The organism is Bradyrhizobium sp. USDA 4506, from assembly GCF_054058795.1.
Genome location: NZ_JBSSBM010000002.1, coordinates 5,568,822 through 5,585,639, shown reverse-complemented (window position 1 = coordinate 5,585,639; position 16,818 = coordinate 5,568,822). Strand labels below are relative to the sequence as shown.

General features: G+C 61.7%; 13 protein-coding genes. 7 read left to right on the top strand and 6 right to left on the bottom strand.

From position 1 onward, the window contains the following. Positions 1-15: 15 nt before the first annotated feature. A complete protein-coding gene (locus ACVIHF_RS28555) occupies positions 16-504 on the top strand; it encodes a hypothetical protein (RefSeq protein WP_456792906.1) in 489 nt (162 codons plus the stop codon). Positions 505-521: 17 nt separating this feature from the next. Here the strand turns inward: ACVIHF_RS28555 and ACVIHF_RS28550 are convergent, their stop codons facing one another. Beyond that, positions 522-2,036 (bottom strand): hypothetical protein, encoded by a 1,515-nt coding sequence (locus tag ACVIHF_RS28550; RefSeq protein WP_456792905.1) that lies wholly within the window; start codon positions 2,034-2,036, stop codon positions 522-524. A 139-nt stretch (positions 2,037-2,175) separates the two neighbouring features. After that, the gene (locus tag ACVIHF_RS28545) at positions 2,176-3,309 is read right to left on the bottom strand and encodes a glycosyltransferase family protein (protein WP_253606972.1); all 1,134 of its coding nucleotides are present in this window, start codon (positions 3,307-3,309) and stop codon (positions 2,176-2,178) included. Positions 3,310-3,902: 593 nt separating this feature from the next. Here ACVIHF_RS28545 and wecB point away from each other — a divergent pair. The 5 genes from wecB to ACVIHF_RS28520 all read left to right on the top strand — a co-directional run bounded on the left by wecB (position 3,903) and on the right by ACVIHF_RS28520 (position 9,844). Continuing rightward, positions 3,903-5,120 (top strand): non-hydrolyzing UDP-N-acetylglucosamine 2-epimerase, encoded by a 1,218-nt coding sequence (gene wecB, locus ACVIHF_RS28540; RefSeq protein WP_253606973.1) that lies wholly within the window; start codon positions 3,903-3,905, stop codon positions 5,118-5,120. A gap of 12 nt (positions 5,121-5,132) precedes the next feature. Beyond that, positions 5,133-7,340, top strand: a complete 2,208-nt coding sequence (locus ACVIHF_RS28535; protein ID WP_253606974.1) for a GumC family protein — start codon at positions 5,133-5,135, stop codon at positions 7,338-7,340. Between the two features lie 4 nt (positions 7,341-7,344). Continuing rightward, positions 7,345-8,334 (top strand): glycosyltransferase family 2 protein, encoded by a 990-nt coding sequence (locus ACVIHF_RS28530; protein WP_253606975.1) that lies wholly within the window; start codon positions 7,345-7,347, stop codon positions 8,332-8,334. A 4-nt stretch (positions 8,335-8,338) separates the two neighbouring features. Next, positions 8,339-9,319, top strand: a complete 981-nt coding sequence (locus ACVIHF_RS28525) for a WecB/TagA/CpsF family glycosyltransferase (RefSeq protein WP_456792904.1) — start codon at positions 8,339-8,341, stop codon at positions 9,317-9,319. A gap of 84 nt (positions 9,320-9,403) precedes the next feature. Then, positions 9,404-9,844, top strand: coding sequence for a hypothetical protein (locus ACVIHF_RS28520; RefSeq protein WP_253606977.1), 441 nt, complete (start codon positions 9,404-9,406; stop codon positions 9,842-9,844). 230 nt (positions 9,845-10,074) lie between these two features. Here the strand turns inward: ACVIHF_RS28520 and ACVIHF_RS28515 are convergent, their stop codons facing one another. Next, a complete protein-coding gene (locus ACVIHF_RS28515) occupies positions 10,075-11,640 on the bottom strand; it encodes a winged helix-turn-helix domain-containing tetratricopeptide repeat protein (RefSeq protein WP_253606978.1) in 1,566 nt (521 codons plus the stop codon). A gap of 238 nt (positions 11,641-11,878) precedes the next feature. Between ACVIHF_RS28515 and ACVIHF_RS28510 the strand changes: the two genes are divergently transcribed. Then, the gene (locus ACVIHF_RS28510; protein ID WP_253606979.1) at positions 11,879-13,471 is read left to right on the top strand and encodes a gamma-glutamyltransferase family protein; all 1,593 of its coding nucleotides are present in this window, start codon (positions 11,879-11,881) and stop codon (positions 13,469-13,471) included. A 52-nt stretch (positions 13,472-13,523) separates the two neighbouring features. Here the strand turns inward: ACVIHF_RS28510 and ACVIHF_RS28505 are convergent, their stop codons facing one another. The 3 genes from ACVIHF_RS28505 to ACVIHF_RS28495 all read right to left on the bottom strand — a co-directional run bounded on the left by ACVIHF_RS28505 (position 13,524) and on the right by ACVIHF_RS28495 (position 16,815). Then, positions 13,524-14,300 carry a TetR family transcriptional regulator gene (locus tag ACVIHF_RS28505; RefSeq protein ID WP_253606980.1) on the bottom strand — a complete coding sequence of 259 codons (777 nt, stop codon included), beginning with the start codon at positions 14,298-14,300 and terminating at the stop codon, positions 13,524-13,526. Between the two features lie 126 nt (positions 14,301-14,426). Beyond that, positions 14,427-15,632, bottom strand: a complete 1,206-nt coding sequence (locus tag ACVIHF_RS28500) for an amidohydrolase family protein (RefSeq protein ID WP_253606981.1) — start codon at positions 15,630-15,632, stop codon at positions 14,427-14,429. A 55-nt stretch (positions 15,633-15,687) separates the two neighbouring features. Beyond that, positions 15,688-16,815 (bottom strand): polysaccharide deacetylase family protein, encoded by a 1,128-nt coding sequence (locus ACVIHF_RS28495; protein ID WP_168855413.1) that lies wholly within the window; start codon positions 16,813-16,815, stop codon positions 15,688-15,690. Positions 16,816-16,818: the final 3 nt, after the last annotated feature.

The window sequence follows — 16,818 nt, the reverse complement described above, 5'->3', positions numbered from 1 at the left end:
TCCTGGATCACGCCCATGACCTCCGTTGAGCGCTTCCTGATTAACTTGGACACGTGGCCCGCCGGGGCATTCCTGAGGAGCGGCCTCGGCCTTTGCATTCTGCCGGTGTTCCGACTGCTGTCCGGCGGCGACGATCGTATCGTGGTCGCGTTGACGATGTTTCTTGCCTTGCTGCTCGCGCTTCGCCTTGTGCCGGCCGTGTGCCGACGTGTCCTTCCGTTTTCGCGCGAAGCGAAAGATCTGTGGTTCAAGCGTCGCAATCTTGGCAAGAGGTACGACTCCTACCAGTGGCAAAAGCTCTTCTGGATGAGTCTGGGCATGCTGCCCTACGCACTGATCTCTGGTGGATTGGGGCGCGGTGAAATCGTGCTGCTTGCGATCTGTACGATCGGCGGCGGAGCAGGGTTGCTGCTTTGGCGCAAGACCGGCCAGCTCAGCGTCGGTGCCGCCACTGCGAAAGCGACAAAGTTGCCGCCGGCCGCGGTCGCGTCGACGCCGCCCTAGGACCGGGCCGCCCTACATTACGGGAGCCTGCGGCACTCGGTGAACCTGTCGCCGTCCGGCGTTTCCGCCCTCTCGAGGCAATGAGCCTTATCGGTAACCTTGCCGGCTACGACAAAGTCGTAGGCCTGGTTTTTGAAGACCAGCACGTAACGGCCGGGTGAGAGGACGAGATCTGGGTTCACTGGCTGCAGCTCGACCATCTCGCGGCTTTCAGGGACCGGCGCTACGGTCAGGTCGACGGAAACGGACCGGATCGCCCAGGCATCGTTGGCCATGGCGACTGCCGGTGACGACGGTGTTCGTGCCACCTGGGCGAGAATGCGCAATTGTGCGTTGTCGGGCGCGCTTGTCATAAGCTCGCGCTGATACGCGACAAACGAAAGCGGGCCGTGCGGCACCACAACCGTGCCCGGCTTCGTGGTCAATACCGACACGGCGATCCGGCTGTCGGGAAGGCGGATGTTCATCGGCTCGAGCCGGATCATCCGCCCGTTGCTTGACGCAAAAATCCCATATGTCGTCGGCAGTGAACGTGCGGGTGGTGCGGGCGCGGCTGCATCGATCGGAGCACGATGTACGAACGTGGCAATTGCCGGCTTCAGCTTGCGTCTGCTTTGCGGTGGCGACTGAACGGGCGTCGCGTTCGAATGGCTGACAACCTGGGGTGTTGTATTGAGCACGGATGCAACATTGCCCCGCATGAGCATTCCGGTGCCAATCGCCAGCAGAACCGCTGTCGGAGCAAGGAACCACACAAAGTTGCGCACTTTCCATTCGCTGGTGATGGAACGTCGGTCTCGCGGCGAGCTCTGAAGTTCTTCCGCGATCAGCTTGTCGATCAGTATGATCCGCTGTTCCTGCACCGCGACGCTCGCCTCGGCAGTGCTGGTGTGCACGAGCGGTTGCACTGCTGGACGGATTGACGCCGGCGGTACCGAGTTCGGACCTGGGTCCGCGGCCGGACTGAATCCCTCTCCTTCATCTGCTTCAGGCGTGTACGAGGCAACGGCCGAGCCGGCATGCGAGTCCGGTGGCGCTGGCTGCGTGTCGTTGTCGGATTCCTCCGCTGAAGCATCGTTTGGATCGGCCGCAGAGGAGACGGACCCGTCGTCTGGTCCGGCATCAGGCGGAGCCACATTTGTCCAGCGGCCGATGTTCTCCGCGGCCTCATTCAGGCGCAGACTGACCTCATCCTGCGGGAGCACGATCGGCTGCAGGTGTTCCAAGTCGGGGACCGGGTGGGCTTCATTCGTCGGCCCACCGCCTGGCAAGCTCGGATTGTCGCCGAGGATCGTCGGTTGCTTGTCGGTCGGACTGTCTGGCGGCGGCTCGGCGGGATTTCGTTCCGGATTTACGGGCTCGCGCAGGCGGGCTTCGACGAATTGCGTCCAGGCGCCACGCCGTCGCAGAGGTGCAGCAAGCCTGTCTGCCTGACGTGGCAAGGGCGGCGCATTGAGGATGGCCGCCTGAGCCGAGGGGAGCTGACTGGACCGTTTCATGCCTGGATACGCAGCTTGACGTTTGTCCGCCATTGCGGACGTTCGCGACACCCTGGCGATCATATGAAAAGGATCGCCTACCTGCCGGGATGTAGCAGCCGCCGCTTAACAGGCCGTTAACCATAAACCGGCGGAAACGCCGCATTGCTCCGCACTGCGCGAGGTGACGATTTCAGGCGGCCGCTGGCAGCTCAAAGGATCCGGCGATCTGGCGCAGACGGTTGGCTCGTGCGCGCATCTGATCGGTATGAGCAATACCGAGGATGTCGAATACCGTCTGTATGCGGTAGAGCCAATCGTGCCTCAGCGCGGCTTCCCGGACGTTTGCGTTCTGAACCGCTCGCAGTCGCGCCGGGTCTGCGTCCAACGCTTCGAGGATCTGGCAAATGTCGGGCGAATCGAAGGGTACATGAATGACGGCGTCGGGCCAGTCGAACTGCCGTGCAAACTCTTCGGTGCGCGGCGCTTCTCCAACCATCACCGCCCCGGCTGCAGCGCCTTCATAGTAGCGAGCGGAAATCTCATCACGGCCGGCCGTGAATTCCGGGTTGTTGACGTGACTGCGATTGGCAATGAAATAGCGGCTGCGCTGCAGGATATTCGCAATCATGATGCGGTGTTCTTCCGGATTGTCGACCCGGAACGTCCTTTCTTTTCGGTTCGAACCGCTCGCCGCCACAGTGTCGTAGTAGTAGAAGAAGCGCTCTCTCTCGGCGCCGGCCAGCAACGCGGCGTGGGTCGTCGCCGAACGACGCCCGATGTTGCACACGGCGATCGATCGCTGCTGCTCGGGCCTCGGCGCGAACCGCTCCACGTCGACCGCCAGCGGCAGATAGCTGCACGGTCGACCTGCTATTCGCGCAATCTGCGGTGCGCAGTGATGCAGGCCGACGAATATATGATCAAATCCGGATAGGAGCTCGACCAGATACTCCGGGATGTCGTCTGCCCAGACTTCAGTGATGAAGCATGCGGCCTTGCGACACCGTTTGCGCCAGTCGGGAATCGCGGCGAGCGAGTGAAGTTGATACGCATTGCTGAAGATCGGGAAGAACAGTTCGTAATCACGTTGCAGCCGCAGTTGCGGCGGGGAGGGTGCCAGCACACCTGCCAGTTTGGTCGATCCTGATGCAAGGCGCGTCCACTTGTAGACCCGTCGCGAGAACTCCAGCGCAGCGCGATTTTGAACATCGAACCGATCGGCGCGCGTCATCGCCGCCAAATTGTCTTCGAACTCATAGCTGAGGCAAAATGCAACAAGATCGGAAATCCGACGCTGCGAGAGGAGTAAAACCTTGCCTTCCACGAGGCGCTGCCTCCGACCTATCAAATGCCGGAAAGTGCCGGCCACACGACTTCCGGAATCTCTCGACCAGGAGCGAGTTGCGCGTTGATCGTCGTCACGATGCGCGCAATGGCGCCAATCAACGCTAGTCCAGATACGCTATTTAATCTTGTTTTGTACAAGTTTTCCCGAAATTGGATAATGCGAGCCTGTGGAGTTCATTGCACGCGCATTGGCATTCCCGCCGTGCCGTTGCGAATGCAAGCACGAGGATGCATCGGCGAAGATTTGCGAATGGTACAGCGAATCCGCGTTAACCTGGAGAAGTTAAATCTGGAACTCGCTGGCAGTAGCGAAGAACGTCAGCGGACAATGACTGAGTGCGCGTTAACCCGAAAAGGTTAAATCTGGAACCGCCTGACAACAGCCGGCTTCGATGATGCGCAACGCGCTCTGCGGCAACTCCGAGAATTAGCTATAAATTTCATTTAACATGTGCCGAGCCAACGTTGGCGATGAACGCGTCGGGAAAATCCGGTAGCGTGCCGCATCATTTCGAAACGACAAAAATATTCAACACGGCAAATCATTGAACACAGGCGGCGTCGGGGTTCATGCGTATTCTTAGCGTATTTGGTACTCGTCCAGAGGCGATCAAAATGGCACCGCTTGTGCTTGCGCTGGGCGAAGCAGAAGGAATTGATACGCGCGTCTGCGTGACGGGCCAGCATCGTCAGATGCTCGATGATGTGATGTCGGCCTTCTCGTTGAAGGCTGACTACGACCTGAACATCATGCGACCGAACCAGTCGTTGAGTGAAGTGTTCAGCGCGGTCATGACCGGAATCGATCCGGTCATCGCCGATTACAATCCGGACTACGTTCTTGTACAGGGCGACACTGCAACCAGTACGGCGGCTGCACTTGCCGCGTTCTTCCGGTCGGTCAGTGTCGGGCATGTCGAGGCGGGATTGCGAACCGGCAATCTCATGAGTCCATGGCCGGAGGAAGCCAATCGGCGGGTCACTGCTGTCGTTACGACGAGGCATTATGCACCGACGTTGCGTGCGCGTTCTGCCCTGCTGAAGGAGGGGTATCCGCCAGACGCTGTCATTGTCACCGGCAATACCGTGATCGACGGACTGCTTCGTATGGCTTCAAATATCTCTCAACCGGGCGAGCTTCGTCGGTCGCTTGAAGCGAAATACTCATGGCTCGATACGTCGAAGCGACTTGTGCTCGTGACCGGACATCGGCGCGAGAGCTTTGGATCCGGGTTCCGGCAAATCTGCGAGGCATTGAAGACGATCAGTCGGCGGGACGATATTCAGATCGTGTATCCCGTCCATTTGAATCCGAACGTGCGCGGGCCGGTGTTCGACCATCTGCGCGATGCGTCGAACATCTTCCTGATCGAACCCCTGAACTATCCCGAGTTCGTCTACCTCATGACGCGCTCGTATCTCATCCTCACCGATTCCGGTGGAATTCAGGAGGAGGCACCGGCGCTTCGGAAGCCCGTGCTCGTCATGCGAGATACCAGCGAGCGGATGGAGGCCGTTGACGCCGGCGTAGCTCGCCTGGTCACCACCGACCCGGCTCGCATCGTTGCAGGCGTCGAGCGCCTGCTTGATGTACCAGCGGAGCACGAAGCCATGGCTCTCGGTGCAAATCCATTCGGTGACGGGCGAGCCAGCAAACTCATCGTGCGGGATCTTCTGAACGTCCGTCGGCCGCAACGTCCAACTGATCACATCACGAGCGTCAATGGTTTTCCGAATGCCGAGATGCATTCGCGGCCGACGCCACCGCTCTCCCAACCGGCGCACTGATCAAACGAAGCCATGGACACCAGAACCAATCAATTGGCTATTCAGGAATATGGCCAGCCGCTTGCGGAAGACTACGGTCCGCCTGCGGCGGGCCGTCCCGCTTTCGGCTTGTGGGACATCATCGACGTTCTGCGCCGCGAATGGCGGTTGCCCGTTATCGGACTGTTGATTGGGCTGGCGGTTGCCGTGGCTTCCGTTGTGGTCATGAAGGCGCCCTACAAGAGCAGTGCGCGCATCCTCATCGATCGAAGTCTGAATCGTTATCTGCAGACGAACAAGATCGTAGATCAGCCGACGATGGATGAAGTGGAGGTCGGCAGTCAGCTCTACGTACTGTCATCAGACAGGGTCCTGCTTCCGGTTATTCGCTCGCTGGGTCTGGCCAGTGATGGCGAGTTTGCCGGGCGATCTGCACTTGGCAGCGCCACAGACGGGAACTCCAGCACGGCGGAAGCCACTGCAGCCGCTGAACGAGCGGCGCTCGAATCTCTGCTGAAGCGGGTGACTGTTGCACGTGAGGATGTCGCGAACGTTATCAACGTAACGGTCGAGTCGCAGAGCGCGGAGAAGGCCGCGAAGATCGCCAACGGAATCGTGGATAGCTATCTCGCGTCCCTGCAGGACGCAAAGCTGAAATCAACGCAGAAGGTGAGCAAGTGGCTGCAGGAGCGGCTGATCGAGCTGAAGAAGCAGGTGGCCGATGCTGACAAGGCGCTGCAGGACTTCAAGACGGCAAACAATCTCAGCAGCACTGGCGCTCAGGATACCGAGCTCCTGGCAAGTCTGAATACCCAGCTGATGAATGCCAAGTTCGCGGCAGTCGAAGCAAAGGAGCGTCTCGACCGGATCAAGCGGACAGAGGCAAACGGGATTCCGTCGGCCGTGTCGACGGACGCGCTATTCAACGACAAGCGAGCGGCGGTCATCAACTTCGCGCTCAACAACAGCGAACTTGCACGTCTCCGCACGCAAAAGCGCGATCTTGCGTCTCGGCTTGCGGAGATGGAAGCTCGCGTCGGTCGCAAGCACGCGGCTGTCGTCAAGCTTCGTGCGCAGCTCAACAGCGTTGACGCCGCCATTCGGTCCGACGAGGGGCGCATTACCGATTCCTACGCCAGCGAATACGAAGTCGCTAGGGCACGACAGACTGAACTCGAAGACACCGCCGCGAAGCTTTCCGCGGAAACCGGAAGCCAGCTGCGCGAACTCGAGAGCGCCGCAGAGGCGCTGCGCAATCTCTATAGCGGATTTCTGCAAAAGCATAAGGAGATCGAGGCGGCGCAGGCGGAGACGCTTCCGGCCCAAAGTGCGCAGATCATCACGAGAGCAGTGCCGCCGCTGACAAAGAGTTCCAAGAAAACCCTCGTCGTGGCGGCAGGCAGCATTTTTCTCGGTCTGTTTCTCGGCATAGGCTCTGCCTTCGGACGTGAATGGATGGCGGATGTGTTCCGTACGCCCAAGGCCGTCGAGCAGGTGACCGAGACGCGGTGCATCGGACTGCCCTTCGTCTATGCTGGTCAATTGCCAATCGAGGAGCATGTCCTTGCTGCCCCCTTCTCGCGCTTCGCGGAAGGTCTTCGCAATGTGAAGGCGATGCTCGATCGTTCGTCCGCCTCGACCGGGGGCAAAGTCATCGGCGTCGTGTCGGCGGTTTCGAAAGAGGGAAAGACTGTCGTTGCCGCCAATCTTGCCGCGCTCATATTGTCGTCCTCTGGATCGCGCACGCTGTTGATCGATGCCGACCTTCATCTCCGGAACCTCACGACTGCACTGTCCCCCGATGCGAAGGTAGGGCTTTTCGAAGCGCTGGAAGATCCTTCCCGTCTTGGCGAGTTTATTTGCAAGCGACCGCATTCGGGGCTGGATGTCCTGCCGAATGCCTGCGCGCTTCGGATTCCCAACGCTGCTGAACTCCTGGGCTCGCGGGAAATGGAAAACCTGCTCGCCGTGGCACGGAAGTCCTATGACTACATTGTGGTAGAGGTGGCGCCGATCATGTCGGTCGTCGATGCAAGGCTGATCGAGCGCTTCATCGACGAGTTCGTCTTCGTTGTGGAATGCGGTCAGACCAAGCGTACGAGCGTGCTCGAAGCGTTGTCGGTAACGCAGCTCATCCGTGAGCGCGTGTCGACCATTGTGCTCAACCAGATCGATCCCGTCGAGCTTAGAACCATCGAGGCAAGAAATGGCGTCAGGTCCGAAGGATATTACCGGGAGTAGACCTGTGGACGAGCTTGACAGTCGCGCTTCAGGTGTTCCGCACAGCGCCACGCCGCGCAGGTATGTGTTGATTTCGCCCTGCCGCGATGAGGGAGCCTATCTCCGCCGCACGCTGGACAGCGTGGCTGCACAGTCGGTGCCGCCAGCGCTGTGGATCGTCGTTGACGATGGATCCACCGACGATACGCCACGGATTCTGGAAGAGTATGTGGCGCGGTTGCCTTATCTGCGCGTCGTGCGCCGCCAGGACCGAGGCCATCGGCGGGTAGGGCCCGGCGTGATTGAGGCGTTTTATGATGGTCTCGATCAAGTGTCGCTCGGCGACTTCGGCTATTTGTGCAAGCTTGATATGGATCTCGACCTGCCGCCTCGCTACTTCGAACTGCTGATGCAGCGAATGGAGGATAATCCACGTATCGGGACGACCTCAGGCAAACCCTGGTTCGTCCATCCCCAAACTGGCGATCTCGTGCCCGAGGTCTGCGGCGACGAAATGTCGGTTGGAATGACGAAATTCTATCGGGTTGAGTGCTTCGGGCAGATCGGGGGATTCGTGCGACAAGTCATGTGGGATGGCATCGATTGCCACCGCGCCAGAATGCTGGGCTGGATCGCGGAGAGCGTCGATTCAGAGCCAATTCGATTCGTCCACCTTCGTCCGCAAGGGGCCAGCCAGAAGAGCATCTGGGCAGGCAGAATTCGTGCTGGCTTCGGTCAGTATTTCATGGGCACTTCGCCGTTTTACTATCTGGCGGTGGCGGCTTCCCGTCTTCGCGCGCACCCAATGTTCATCGGAAGCATCGCGATGCTTTGGGGTTATTTCAGCAGCTGGGCAAAGGGGTTGCCGCGCTATAACGACCCCGAGTTCAGACGTTTTCTTCGTACGTATCAGCACGCGTGCCTGAGACTGGGTAAACGAGCTGCCACGGCTCGCCTGGACGCCGAGCAAGTGGCTCGGTGGCAAGCCAGCCGGCAATCGCCGCAGGGGAGTTGAGCAGATGAAGCAACACGCGAGCCTATTGGGCGTCGAATTTGATGCGGTTACGCTCGATCAGGCGGCGCAGCGCTGTGTCGATATCTGTCGCCGCTCGAACAGTTCTCACGTCGTGATGACGATCAATGCGTCGCATCTCTGCATGATGCGGCGAGACGTGGAGTTGGCGCACGCATGTTCCGCGGCCGATATGACGGTGGCGGACGGTATGCCGGTGGTTTGGGCAATACGAGCGTCAGGTCAACACATGCCGGAACGCGTGGCCGGCATCGATCTGATGGAAGGACTTTTAAGGGGGGCCGCGTCCAACGGACTTTGTGTCTATTTTCTAGGGGCGCACCAGCAAGTCGTCGAAAAGCTCGTGTGCGTCTGCGAGGCGCGCTTTCCGCAGCTGAAGATCGCTGGTTTTCGGAACGGCTACTTCGGTCCGGACGAGCACGAAATTATCGTCGATGAGATACGAGCCAGCGGCGCCCACATTCTCTTTATCGGCTTGCCGTCCCCGTTCAAGGAGGTATGGAGCGAACGCTATCGGGATCGGCTGCAAGTTCCCGTCATCCTGGGGGTCGGCGGCAGCTTCGACGTCTTGGCCGGCTTTATCAGGCGCGCTCCTCGGCTATTCCAATCGCTCGGTCTCGAGTGGTTCTGGCGCCTGATGATGGAGCCGCGCAAATTATGGCGGCGATATCTTTCCACCAACAGCGAGTTCATCTGGCTGGCGCTCCGCGAAGTGGTGGCGCGCAGGGCTTACGCCGCCCGTCCGGGAAGAGCGATCGCCGGATCGGCAAGCGTGGTGCGGAGAGACGACCGAAAAGTGGGTACGGAACGCAGGGTAGCTGATCGGCGAATTCTTGTCAGGCGAAGGAGCAACGTGTGGGATTCGCAGCTTCCGATGCCCGATCGCCGGCGCGGCATAGAGCGACGTATCTCAGAGCGTCGGGCACGGTCGGCTAACGCCCTCAAGGGTATCGAGGTGAGCGCCTGATGTATCGGCTGACCAACCAGGATCACTGACCCAAGCAGGCAGCTCAGCGATTAGCCTCATGGCGCAAGCGCGGGAAGCATCAAAGTGATTAAACCGCCAAGCAGTACCGATTCCTTCGGGTACGATAACGCAGACCAACCCATCGTCGTTAAGCTAAAGCCTGATGTGTACGTATTTGGGTATGAGTTCTGCCACGTTCTGCAAACGCTGATCAAACACGGCTGCGTGCCCGCCGAGCTTATCTATGAAGACGGAGGGGCGCTCATCCTTATTTTTGATCCCAATGAGAAGAAAGCGGAACTATGGTCAGGATGGTGGAGGTGCGACAAACCCGACATTTACTCCATCATTGAACCAGAGCATCGCGGGCTCGTGAATCAAATATTCGAAACCGCAGACGCCTTCATGGAGTTTTCCAATGCTCGATCTCCTCAGATTGAGCTGATCCCAGGCCAGATCCAAAAGATTCAAAGATCGGAGGCTGCGGTTTTCCGCGGGGACGCCCTTCGTCCTCGACCTCTATAAAGAGCTGCTTCCGCACAGCGCGCATTGGAGGCGTTTTTCTGAGTGTTGGGAATGACGGCAGCGCTCCCCCGCTACCACGGGCTACGAATTTCGCCACGCCAAGCGTCGATCCTCCACCATTGCACAATCCGGACAGCAGCGGCGGCTCAGAAATTTGAGGTTGAAGCAAGCCGAGGCGGAGCACCGCTGTCGGTCAATTTCGAACAGCCTGTTGTGATCCTCGTTACGGCTCAGCCCGATAGGCCGGCTTTGCGCAAGCCGTCGAGGAAGTGCTCGCGTTCGGCAGAAATTCTGTACCTTTCGGCCCGTGCTCGAACGAGATCGAGGGTGTTCGCTGGCGGCGTTGCGCCGTTCGCGCTCATTTCTCGACAACGTTCCGTGACGAACGCTTCGGCTTCGGATCGCGCTTCGCTGAGCCGACCCATCTGCGCATAACAGGCGGCAAGCAGACTGTGCGACCAGCGGTCGGGGGATCGTGCCTCCATCAGCGTCTTGACTGCTTCATCGTACTGGCGCCCCGAATAGAGCGCGAGCGCGTGGTACCAGTGGTACAGATTGGGCGGGAAGGGATTCAGTCGTTTGGCCGCACCGATCCATGTGAGGGCCTCTCGCCACCGTCCCCAGTAGACCAGAATGTTCGCGAAAACGGCGGCGACGTCGGCGTCGTTTGGATTGAGCGCGAGAGCCCGGCTGAAATGGATTTCGGCCTTGGCGTCCTCGCGACGCAGGAACAGCAATTGCGCGAAGACGCCATGGGCCCAGGCGTCGCCGCCGTCGATGTCGAGCGCGGTCTCGATCTCGCTCAACGCGTCGTCGAGCTTCGCCGTGCCGGGCGATTCGAGAAACACGTCGCAGACGATCGTCCAGGCTATGTTGACGTGAGCGCGGGCATATTGCGGATCGAGCGCGACGGCGTCCCGGAAAAACTGCCTGGCTTCCGCCATGCCCTTCACCGTCAATTGACGCCACCGCTCGTTGCCCAGCAGAACCAGGTCATAGGCGGTGATGCTCGGGGTCGGCTTGCGTCTGGCGATCTCGCGGCCGGCGTCCTCGAGCCGGCCCGGAAGGGCTGCGACGATTGCGCGGACGATCTCGTCCTGCAGGGCGAAGACGTCCTCGAGTTCGCGGTCGTAGCGCTCGGTCCAGAGATTGTAACCGCTGGCGCCATCGAGAAGCTGGACGGTCACCCGCATCCGGCTGCCGATCTTGCGCACGCTTCCTTCGGCCACGTACCTGACGCCGAGTTCGCGGCCGACCTGCTTGATCTCGGGCGTCTTGCCCTTGTAGGCGAAGCTGGAGTGGCGGGCGACAACGAACAGCGAGCGGAAGCGCGACAGTTCGGCGATGATGTCTGCCGTGATTCCGTCGGAAAAATATTCCTGCGCGGCATCGCCGCTAAGATTCGAGAACGGCAGCACCGCAAGCGACGGCCCATCCGGCACCGTCGGTGCCGGCGAGGTGGGCAGGCCGGCGCCGGATTCGGCAGCGACCAGTGGCCCGACGTAACGGTAGCCGCGGCGCGGCAGGGTCTCGATCCAGGTCGCACCGCCCTCGACGTCGGCAAATACCCGCCGCAGAGCAGCGATCTGCACCGTCAGGTTGCTCTCCTCGATCGCAAGCCCCGGCCACGCCGCCTGCATCAATGTGTCCTTGGAAACCGGCGTTCCGGCCTGCTCGACAAGCAGGCGAAGCAGCGTCACCGCGCGCCGCCCGAGCGCGACCGGTTCGGACTCTCGAAACAACATCACGGCTTCCGCGTCGAGGCGGTAGGGGCCGAATTCGTGGATCGTCGCCATGGTTCGGGAGACTACATTTTTTGCATCTTTTTCGGAACAGATTCAGGGCCTCCGGGAATTCGGCGACCCGCCCCGCTGCCGCTGACGCGCAGCTTTGCGCGACCGATTTCCGCTTTCGCCTTGATCCACCTCGCGCGGCACCTCCGCCAGCCGTTCGCGCCGCCGCGGCGAGGCGACGGTCGCTTGACAATGTAAGTAAGAATATTATTACAAGCTGCTGCTTTCGGAGAACGCGTTGATGCTGCAGACCAAGCGAAGCTATAGCGGAATGGTGACCGCGCCGCATCACCTTGCGGCGCAGGCCGGGCTCGCCGTCCTCTCCGAAGGCGGCAATGCGGTCGAGGCGATGATTGCGTCCGCCGCCACGATCGCGGTGGTCTATCCCCATATGAACGGCCTCGGCGGCGACAGCTTCTGGCTGGTCGGCCGGGCGGGCTCTGCACCTGTCGGAATCCAGGCGTGCGGACGGTCGGCGAAGGCCGCCAGCCGCGCCTGGTATCGCGAGCATGGCTGCAGCACCATCCCAAGCCGCGGACCGCTCGCGGCACTCACCGCCGCCGGGACCGTCGATGGCTGGCAGAAGGCCTATGAGCTCAGCCGCGATCGCCATGGGGGGCGCATGCCGCTGGCGCGGCTGCTCGAACCTGCGATCGGCTATGCCGCCGATGGCGTCGCCGTGACCCAGACCCTGCACGACAACACCACGAAGAAGCGCGCTGAACTGCAGGATGTGCCTGGCTTTGCCGAGGTCTATCTGCCGCAGGGCAATCCGCTTGCAGTCGGCGCACGGTTGCGGCAGCCGCGCGTCGCGGCCACGTTGCGGCAGCTGGCGCAAGCCGGCCTTTCCGATTTCTATCGCGGCGACCTGGCGCGTTCGATGGCCGCTGATCTCGAACGGCTCGGCAGCCCGCTCCACCTATCCGATCTGGAGCAGCATCAAGCCGCGCTGGTGACACCGCTGTCGGTCGATGTGGCCGGGCACAAGGTGTTCAATATGCCGCCGCCGACGCAGGGCCTGGCCTCGCTGTTGATTCTTGCGCTCTATGCCCGGCGCATGGCGAAGGAGGCGGACGGGGTCGATCATCTGCACCGGCTGGTCGAGAGCACGAAGGCGTCGTTCCGCATCCGCAATCGCTACGTGACCGATCCCGACTACATGGCGCGGTCGGCGGCCGAGTTTCTCACCGACGAGTCCATTGCGGCGCTCGAAAAGACCGTCGCCGTCGATCATGCAGCGCGCTGGCCTGACCCGCCGGCCCAGGGCGATACGGTCTGGCTCGCTGCGACCGACCGGAACGGCCTTAGCGTCAGCTTCATTCAGAGCATCTATTGGGAGTTCGGCTCGGGCATCATCCTGCCCCAAAGCGGGGTCACCTGGCAGAACCGTGGGACGAGCTTCGGTCTCGCCGAGGCCGACATCAACCGCCTGGAACCTGGGCGGCTGCCGTTCCACACCATTCAGCCCGCAATGGCTGAACTCAGCGATGGCCGGCTGTTGTCCTACGGCACGATGGGCGGCGAAGGGCAGCCGCAAACCCAGGCGGCGATCTTCACACGCTACGCATTGCACGGTCAGGACCTTCAGTCGACAGTGACCGCGCCGCGCTGGCTGCTCGGTCGCACATGGGGCGAGGAGAACAACAATCTCAAGATCGAATCGCGTTTCGATCCTGCCGTCATCGACGCGCTGCGGGCGCTCGGCCACGACATCCAGATGGTCGGGGCGTTCGAGGAATTCATGGGCCACGCCGGCGCAATCGTCTGGCACCCGGATGGACTGCTCGAGGGTGCCAGCGATCCCCGCAGCGACGGCGTTGTCGCCGCCCGGTGAAGCGAGCACCTAGCGCTCACCCGCAGGCTGTTCGGAATTTGCCGCGCGTGAGCTAGCGTGCGGCGCCCGCCGGTGTTCTGGCTGCGGACGGTTTCCGTTTTCCCTCGCTTGCGGCCGCCGTCGCCGTCAACCAGGTCATGATCACGTCAAGCGCGTGATGGCGACGCTTCTCCAGCCAGTCGGGCTCTCCCAGATCCTTGTCGAACATCGCCGACAGCGTGTAGCGGTTGGAGACATGAAAATAGCTCATGGCCGTGATCGTGACGTAGAGCTGAACCGGATCGACGTCGCTGCGGAACAGCCCGACCGCAAGGCCCCGGCGAAGGATATTTTCGATGCTCGCGACCAAGGGCAGCGTGAGGTCGGCGATCTTGCGCGATTTGCGCAGGTTACGCCCACGCTGCAGGTTCTCATTGTTGATCAGGGCAATATAGTTCTGGTGCGCTCCGAAAAAGGTGAACGTGAAGTTGATCAGCTCGCGCATGGCCGCGACCGGATCGAGGTCGTCGAGCTTGAGTTGCTGTTCGGCCGCGCGGATCTCGGTGTAGACGTGTTCGAGCACGGCGAGATAAAGGCCGTTCTTGTCGCCGAAATAGGCGTACAGCAACCGCATGTTGGCTTTGGCGCGCTTCGCGATGGCTTCAACCCGAGCTCCGCCAATGCCGTTGCGGCAGAATTCGAACGTCGCCGCCTGCAGGATCGCTTCCTTGGTCAACGCGGAATCGCGTGCCCGTCTGCCGCGTGTGGCGCTGCGGGCCGGGTTGGTCGATGCTGTCGTTTCAGTCACGGGACAAGCTTTTCTCAGGTTGTACGAGCCCAGCGCGGACAATATGCCCCCGCCCATCATGTTCAACGGGATGCGGGGCCCTGCCGTGCAGGCTCGCGGGATTGAGATCGCTATTGCGGTGGCTCGTCAAGGGGTAACCTTCCCGATGTTCCGGTCTCCACATCCACATCAACGCGCCGACGTCACGACCGTGCCGCCATGCGCGACGAGGCGCCCATTCTTGTAGACGTCGCGCGGCCTGGGCCGGGCCACCACGGCCTCTTGCACGTGCTGGGCGTCGATCACGACGAAGTCCGCCGCCGCGCCCTCGGCCACCCCATAGTCCGGGAGGCCGAGTGCCTGCGCGGCGTTGGTGGTCACCATGTTGAAGGCCGCCGCCAGGTCGGCATCGGTGCTGAAGCCGGAGCGGTAGCCGACGATCATGGCGCGCTCCAGGAGGTCGCCGTCGCCGTAGGGCCACCAGGAATCGCGGATGTTGTCATTGCCAGCGAACACATTGACGCCGGCATCGCGCAGCAGCAACACCGGCGGAAACGCATGCGCTCCGGGCGCGTTGGTCAAAATCGCGACCCCGGCCTCGGCGAGCAGCTGCGCGGTGCGCTGAACGACGTCACGCGGCACCTCGCCGAGCGCATAGGCATGGCTGATCGTGACCTTGCCGCCGAGCCCGAGGGCCTTCGTCCGGCGTGCAATGTTCTCGATCTCGAAGATACCGAGCAAGCCGCCGTCATGCAGGTGAATGTCGATGCCGACCCCGCGCCGGTCGGCAATGCCGAAGATGACGTCGAGATGCCCGTCGATGTCTGCATCGTAACCCGCCGGATCGAGGCCGCCGACCAGGTCCGCGCCGGCGCGAACCGCCTCGTCGAGCAATCCGGCCACGCCCGGCGACGTCACGATGCCGCTTTGCGGAAAGGCGACGATCTGGACCGACACCTTGTCGCGGTGCGCGTCACGCGCCGCCATGACCTGCTCGAGATTGCGCAACCCGACCTGAAGGTCGATATCGACGTGGCTGCGCATCCGGGTCGTGCCGTGCGCGACGCAGAGGTCGATCAGCGCGGCCGCCCGCACCGCAATCGGCCTCGCGCCGGCAAGCGCCTCCTTCTCGAACTTGACGCGCTCGCGCACGCTGAAACCGGCGGTGCAGGGGCGGTGGGACTTCCAATCGTCGCCGACGAAGCCCTTGTCGAGGTGGATATGACCATCGACCAGCCCCGGCAACACCAGGCGTCCGGCCAGATCAAGGGTTTCGCCGGCCGCGACCGGCGATTGCGACGCGATCGAGGTGATGCGGCCATCGCGCACGGCGATATCGACGGTGCGCCCATCGACCAATCGGGCGTTTCGAAACAGCGTGTCGGCAGTGCTCACTGGTCGTCTCCGGTTCGTCGCAACGGCGAAGCGATCGGGGCCCGATTTGTTTTCATCATGTTGGGACGATGCCATCGGGCAGCGCGCGCGAGAATGCGGCTATACCTCCGGCGGTGGTGATCCAGATCTCGTCACGCCGCGCCAGGATTGTCTGCAGGGCGCGCCGCAGCGGACGCAGGCGGTGCGGCTGGCCGACCAGATAGGGGTGCAACGCAATTCCCATGACGAGCGATTGCCTTTTCGACTGTGCCAGCATCTCCTCGAACGTCTCGGTGATCATGGCGGCGAACTGCTCGCCGGAGTCCTTGCGACCGACGATCGAAGGGATATCGTTCAACTCCTGCGGATAAGGCACTGAAAGGATGCGGCCGCCGTTCCGCGTCGAGAACCACACCGGCTGATCGTCCATGCACCAGTCGAGCAGGTACTCGTAGCCTGCTTCGGCCAGCAGATCGGGCGTGACCTGTGATTGCGAAATCCAGGGCCCCAGCCAGCCGCGCGGCGGCCGCCCTTCGGCTCGCGCGATGACATCGGTCGCTTCCGCGATCAATTGCCGCTCCTCGTCGGGCGCAAGCACACCCTGGCGCTCGGAATTGGTGCGGCCGTGACCGACAATTTCGTCGCCGCGGGCGCGAAATGCCTCCATGACTTCAGGGCAGTAGTGATAGATGCTGCTGTTTGCGAGCACCGACAGCGGCAGCTTCAGCTCGTCGAACAGCTCGATCAGGCGCCACACGCCGACACGGTTGCCATAGTCGCGCCAGGCATAGTTGAGGACGTCCGGATGCGGACCGCCGGGGCAGAGCTCGGCACCGAGCCCGTCGCCGAATGCGAAATGCTCGAGGTTGAGACCGACGTAGACGGCAAGCCGCCGCCCTTGCGGCCAATTGAAATCCGGGCGTTGCCCGATCGCGCTGTAGCGATAGCGTCCGTGAGCGGCGAGGACCGGTCCGACAGAATCCGAGCGCAGCACGGCTTCCCTGCGCGACAGGCGGTCGCCATCTTCCGCGATCGAGATCAACACGTCGCCGGCCTCGACATTCCTTGGGTCCATCGGAATTTTCCCCGCGCGGTTGATCGCTCGCTTGACATCGGAATATTTTTGAAGAAAGTTTTTACTTCCGTCAAGTCCGCGCATAAGCGGCAGCGGAGGAACTGGCGGCTTCGATGCCGAGGCCGCCATCAG

Coding starts and splice junctions, on each gene's coding strand:
- ACVIHF_RS28555 (WP_456792906.1), top strand. CDS start 16: ATGACCTCCGTTGAGCGCTTCCTGATTAACTTGGACACGTGGCCCGCC.
- ACVIHF_RS28550 (WP_456792905.1), bottom strand. CDS start 2,036: ATGGCGGACAAACGTCAAGCTGCGTATCCAGGCATGAAACGGTCCAGT.
- wecB (WP_253606973.1), top strand. CDS start 3,903: ATGCGTATTCTTAGCGTATTTGGTACTCGTCCAGAGGCGATCAAAATG.
- ACVIHF_RS28535 (WP_253606974.1), top strand. CDS start 5,133: ATGGACACCAGAACCAATCAATTGGCTATTCAGGAATATGGCCAGCCG.
- ACVIHF_RS28525 (WP_456792904.1), top strand. CDS start 8,339: ATGAAGCAACACGCGAGCCTATTGGGCGTCGAATTTGATGCGGTTACG.
- ACVIHF_RS28515 (WP_253606978.1), bottom strand. CDS start 11,640: ATGGCGACGATCCACGAATTCGGCCCCTACCGCCTCGACGCGGAAGCC.
- ACVIHF_RS28510 (WP_253606979.1), top strand. CDS start 11,879: ATGCTGCAGACCAAGCGAAGCTATAGCGGAATGGTGACCGCGCCGCAT.
- ACVIHF_RS28495 (WP_168855413.1), bottom strand. CDS start 16,815: ATGGCGGCCTCGGCATCGAAGCCGCCAGTTCCTCCGCTGCCGCTTATG.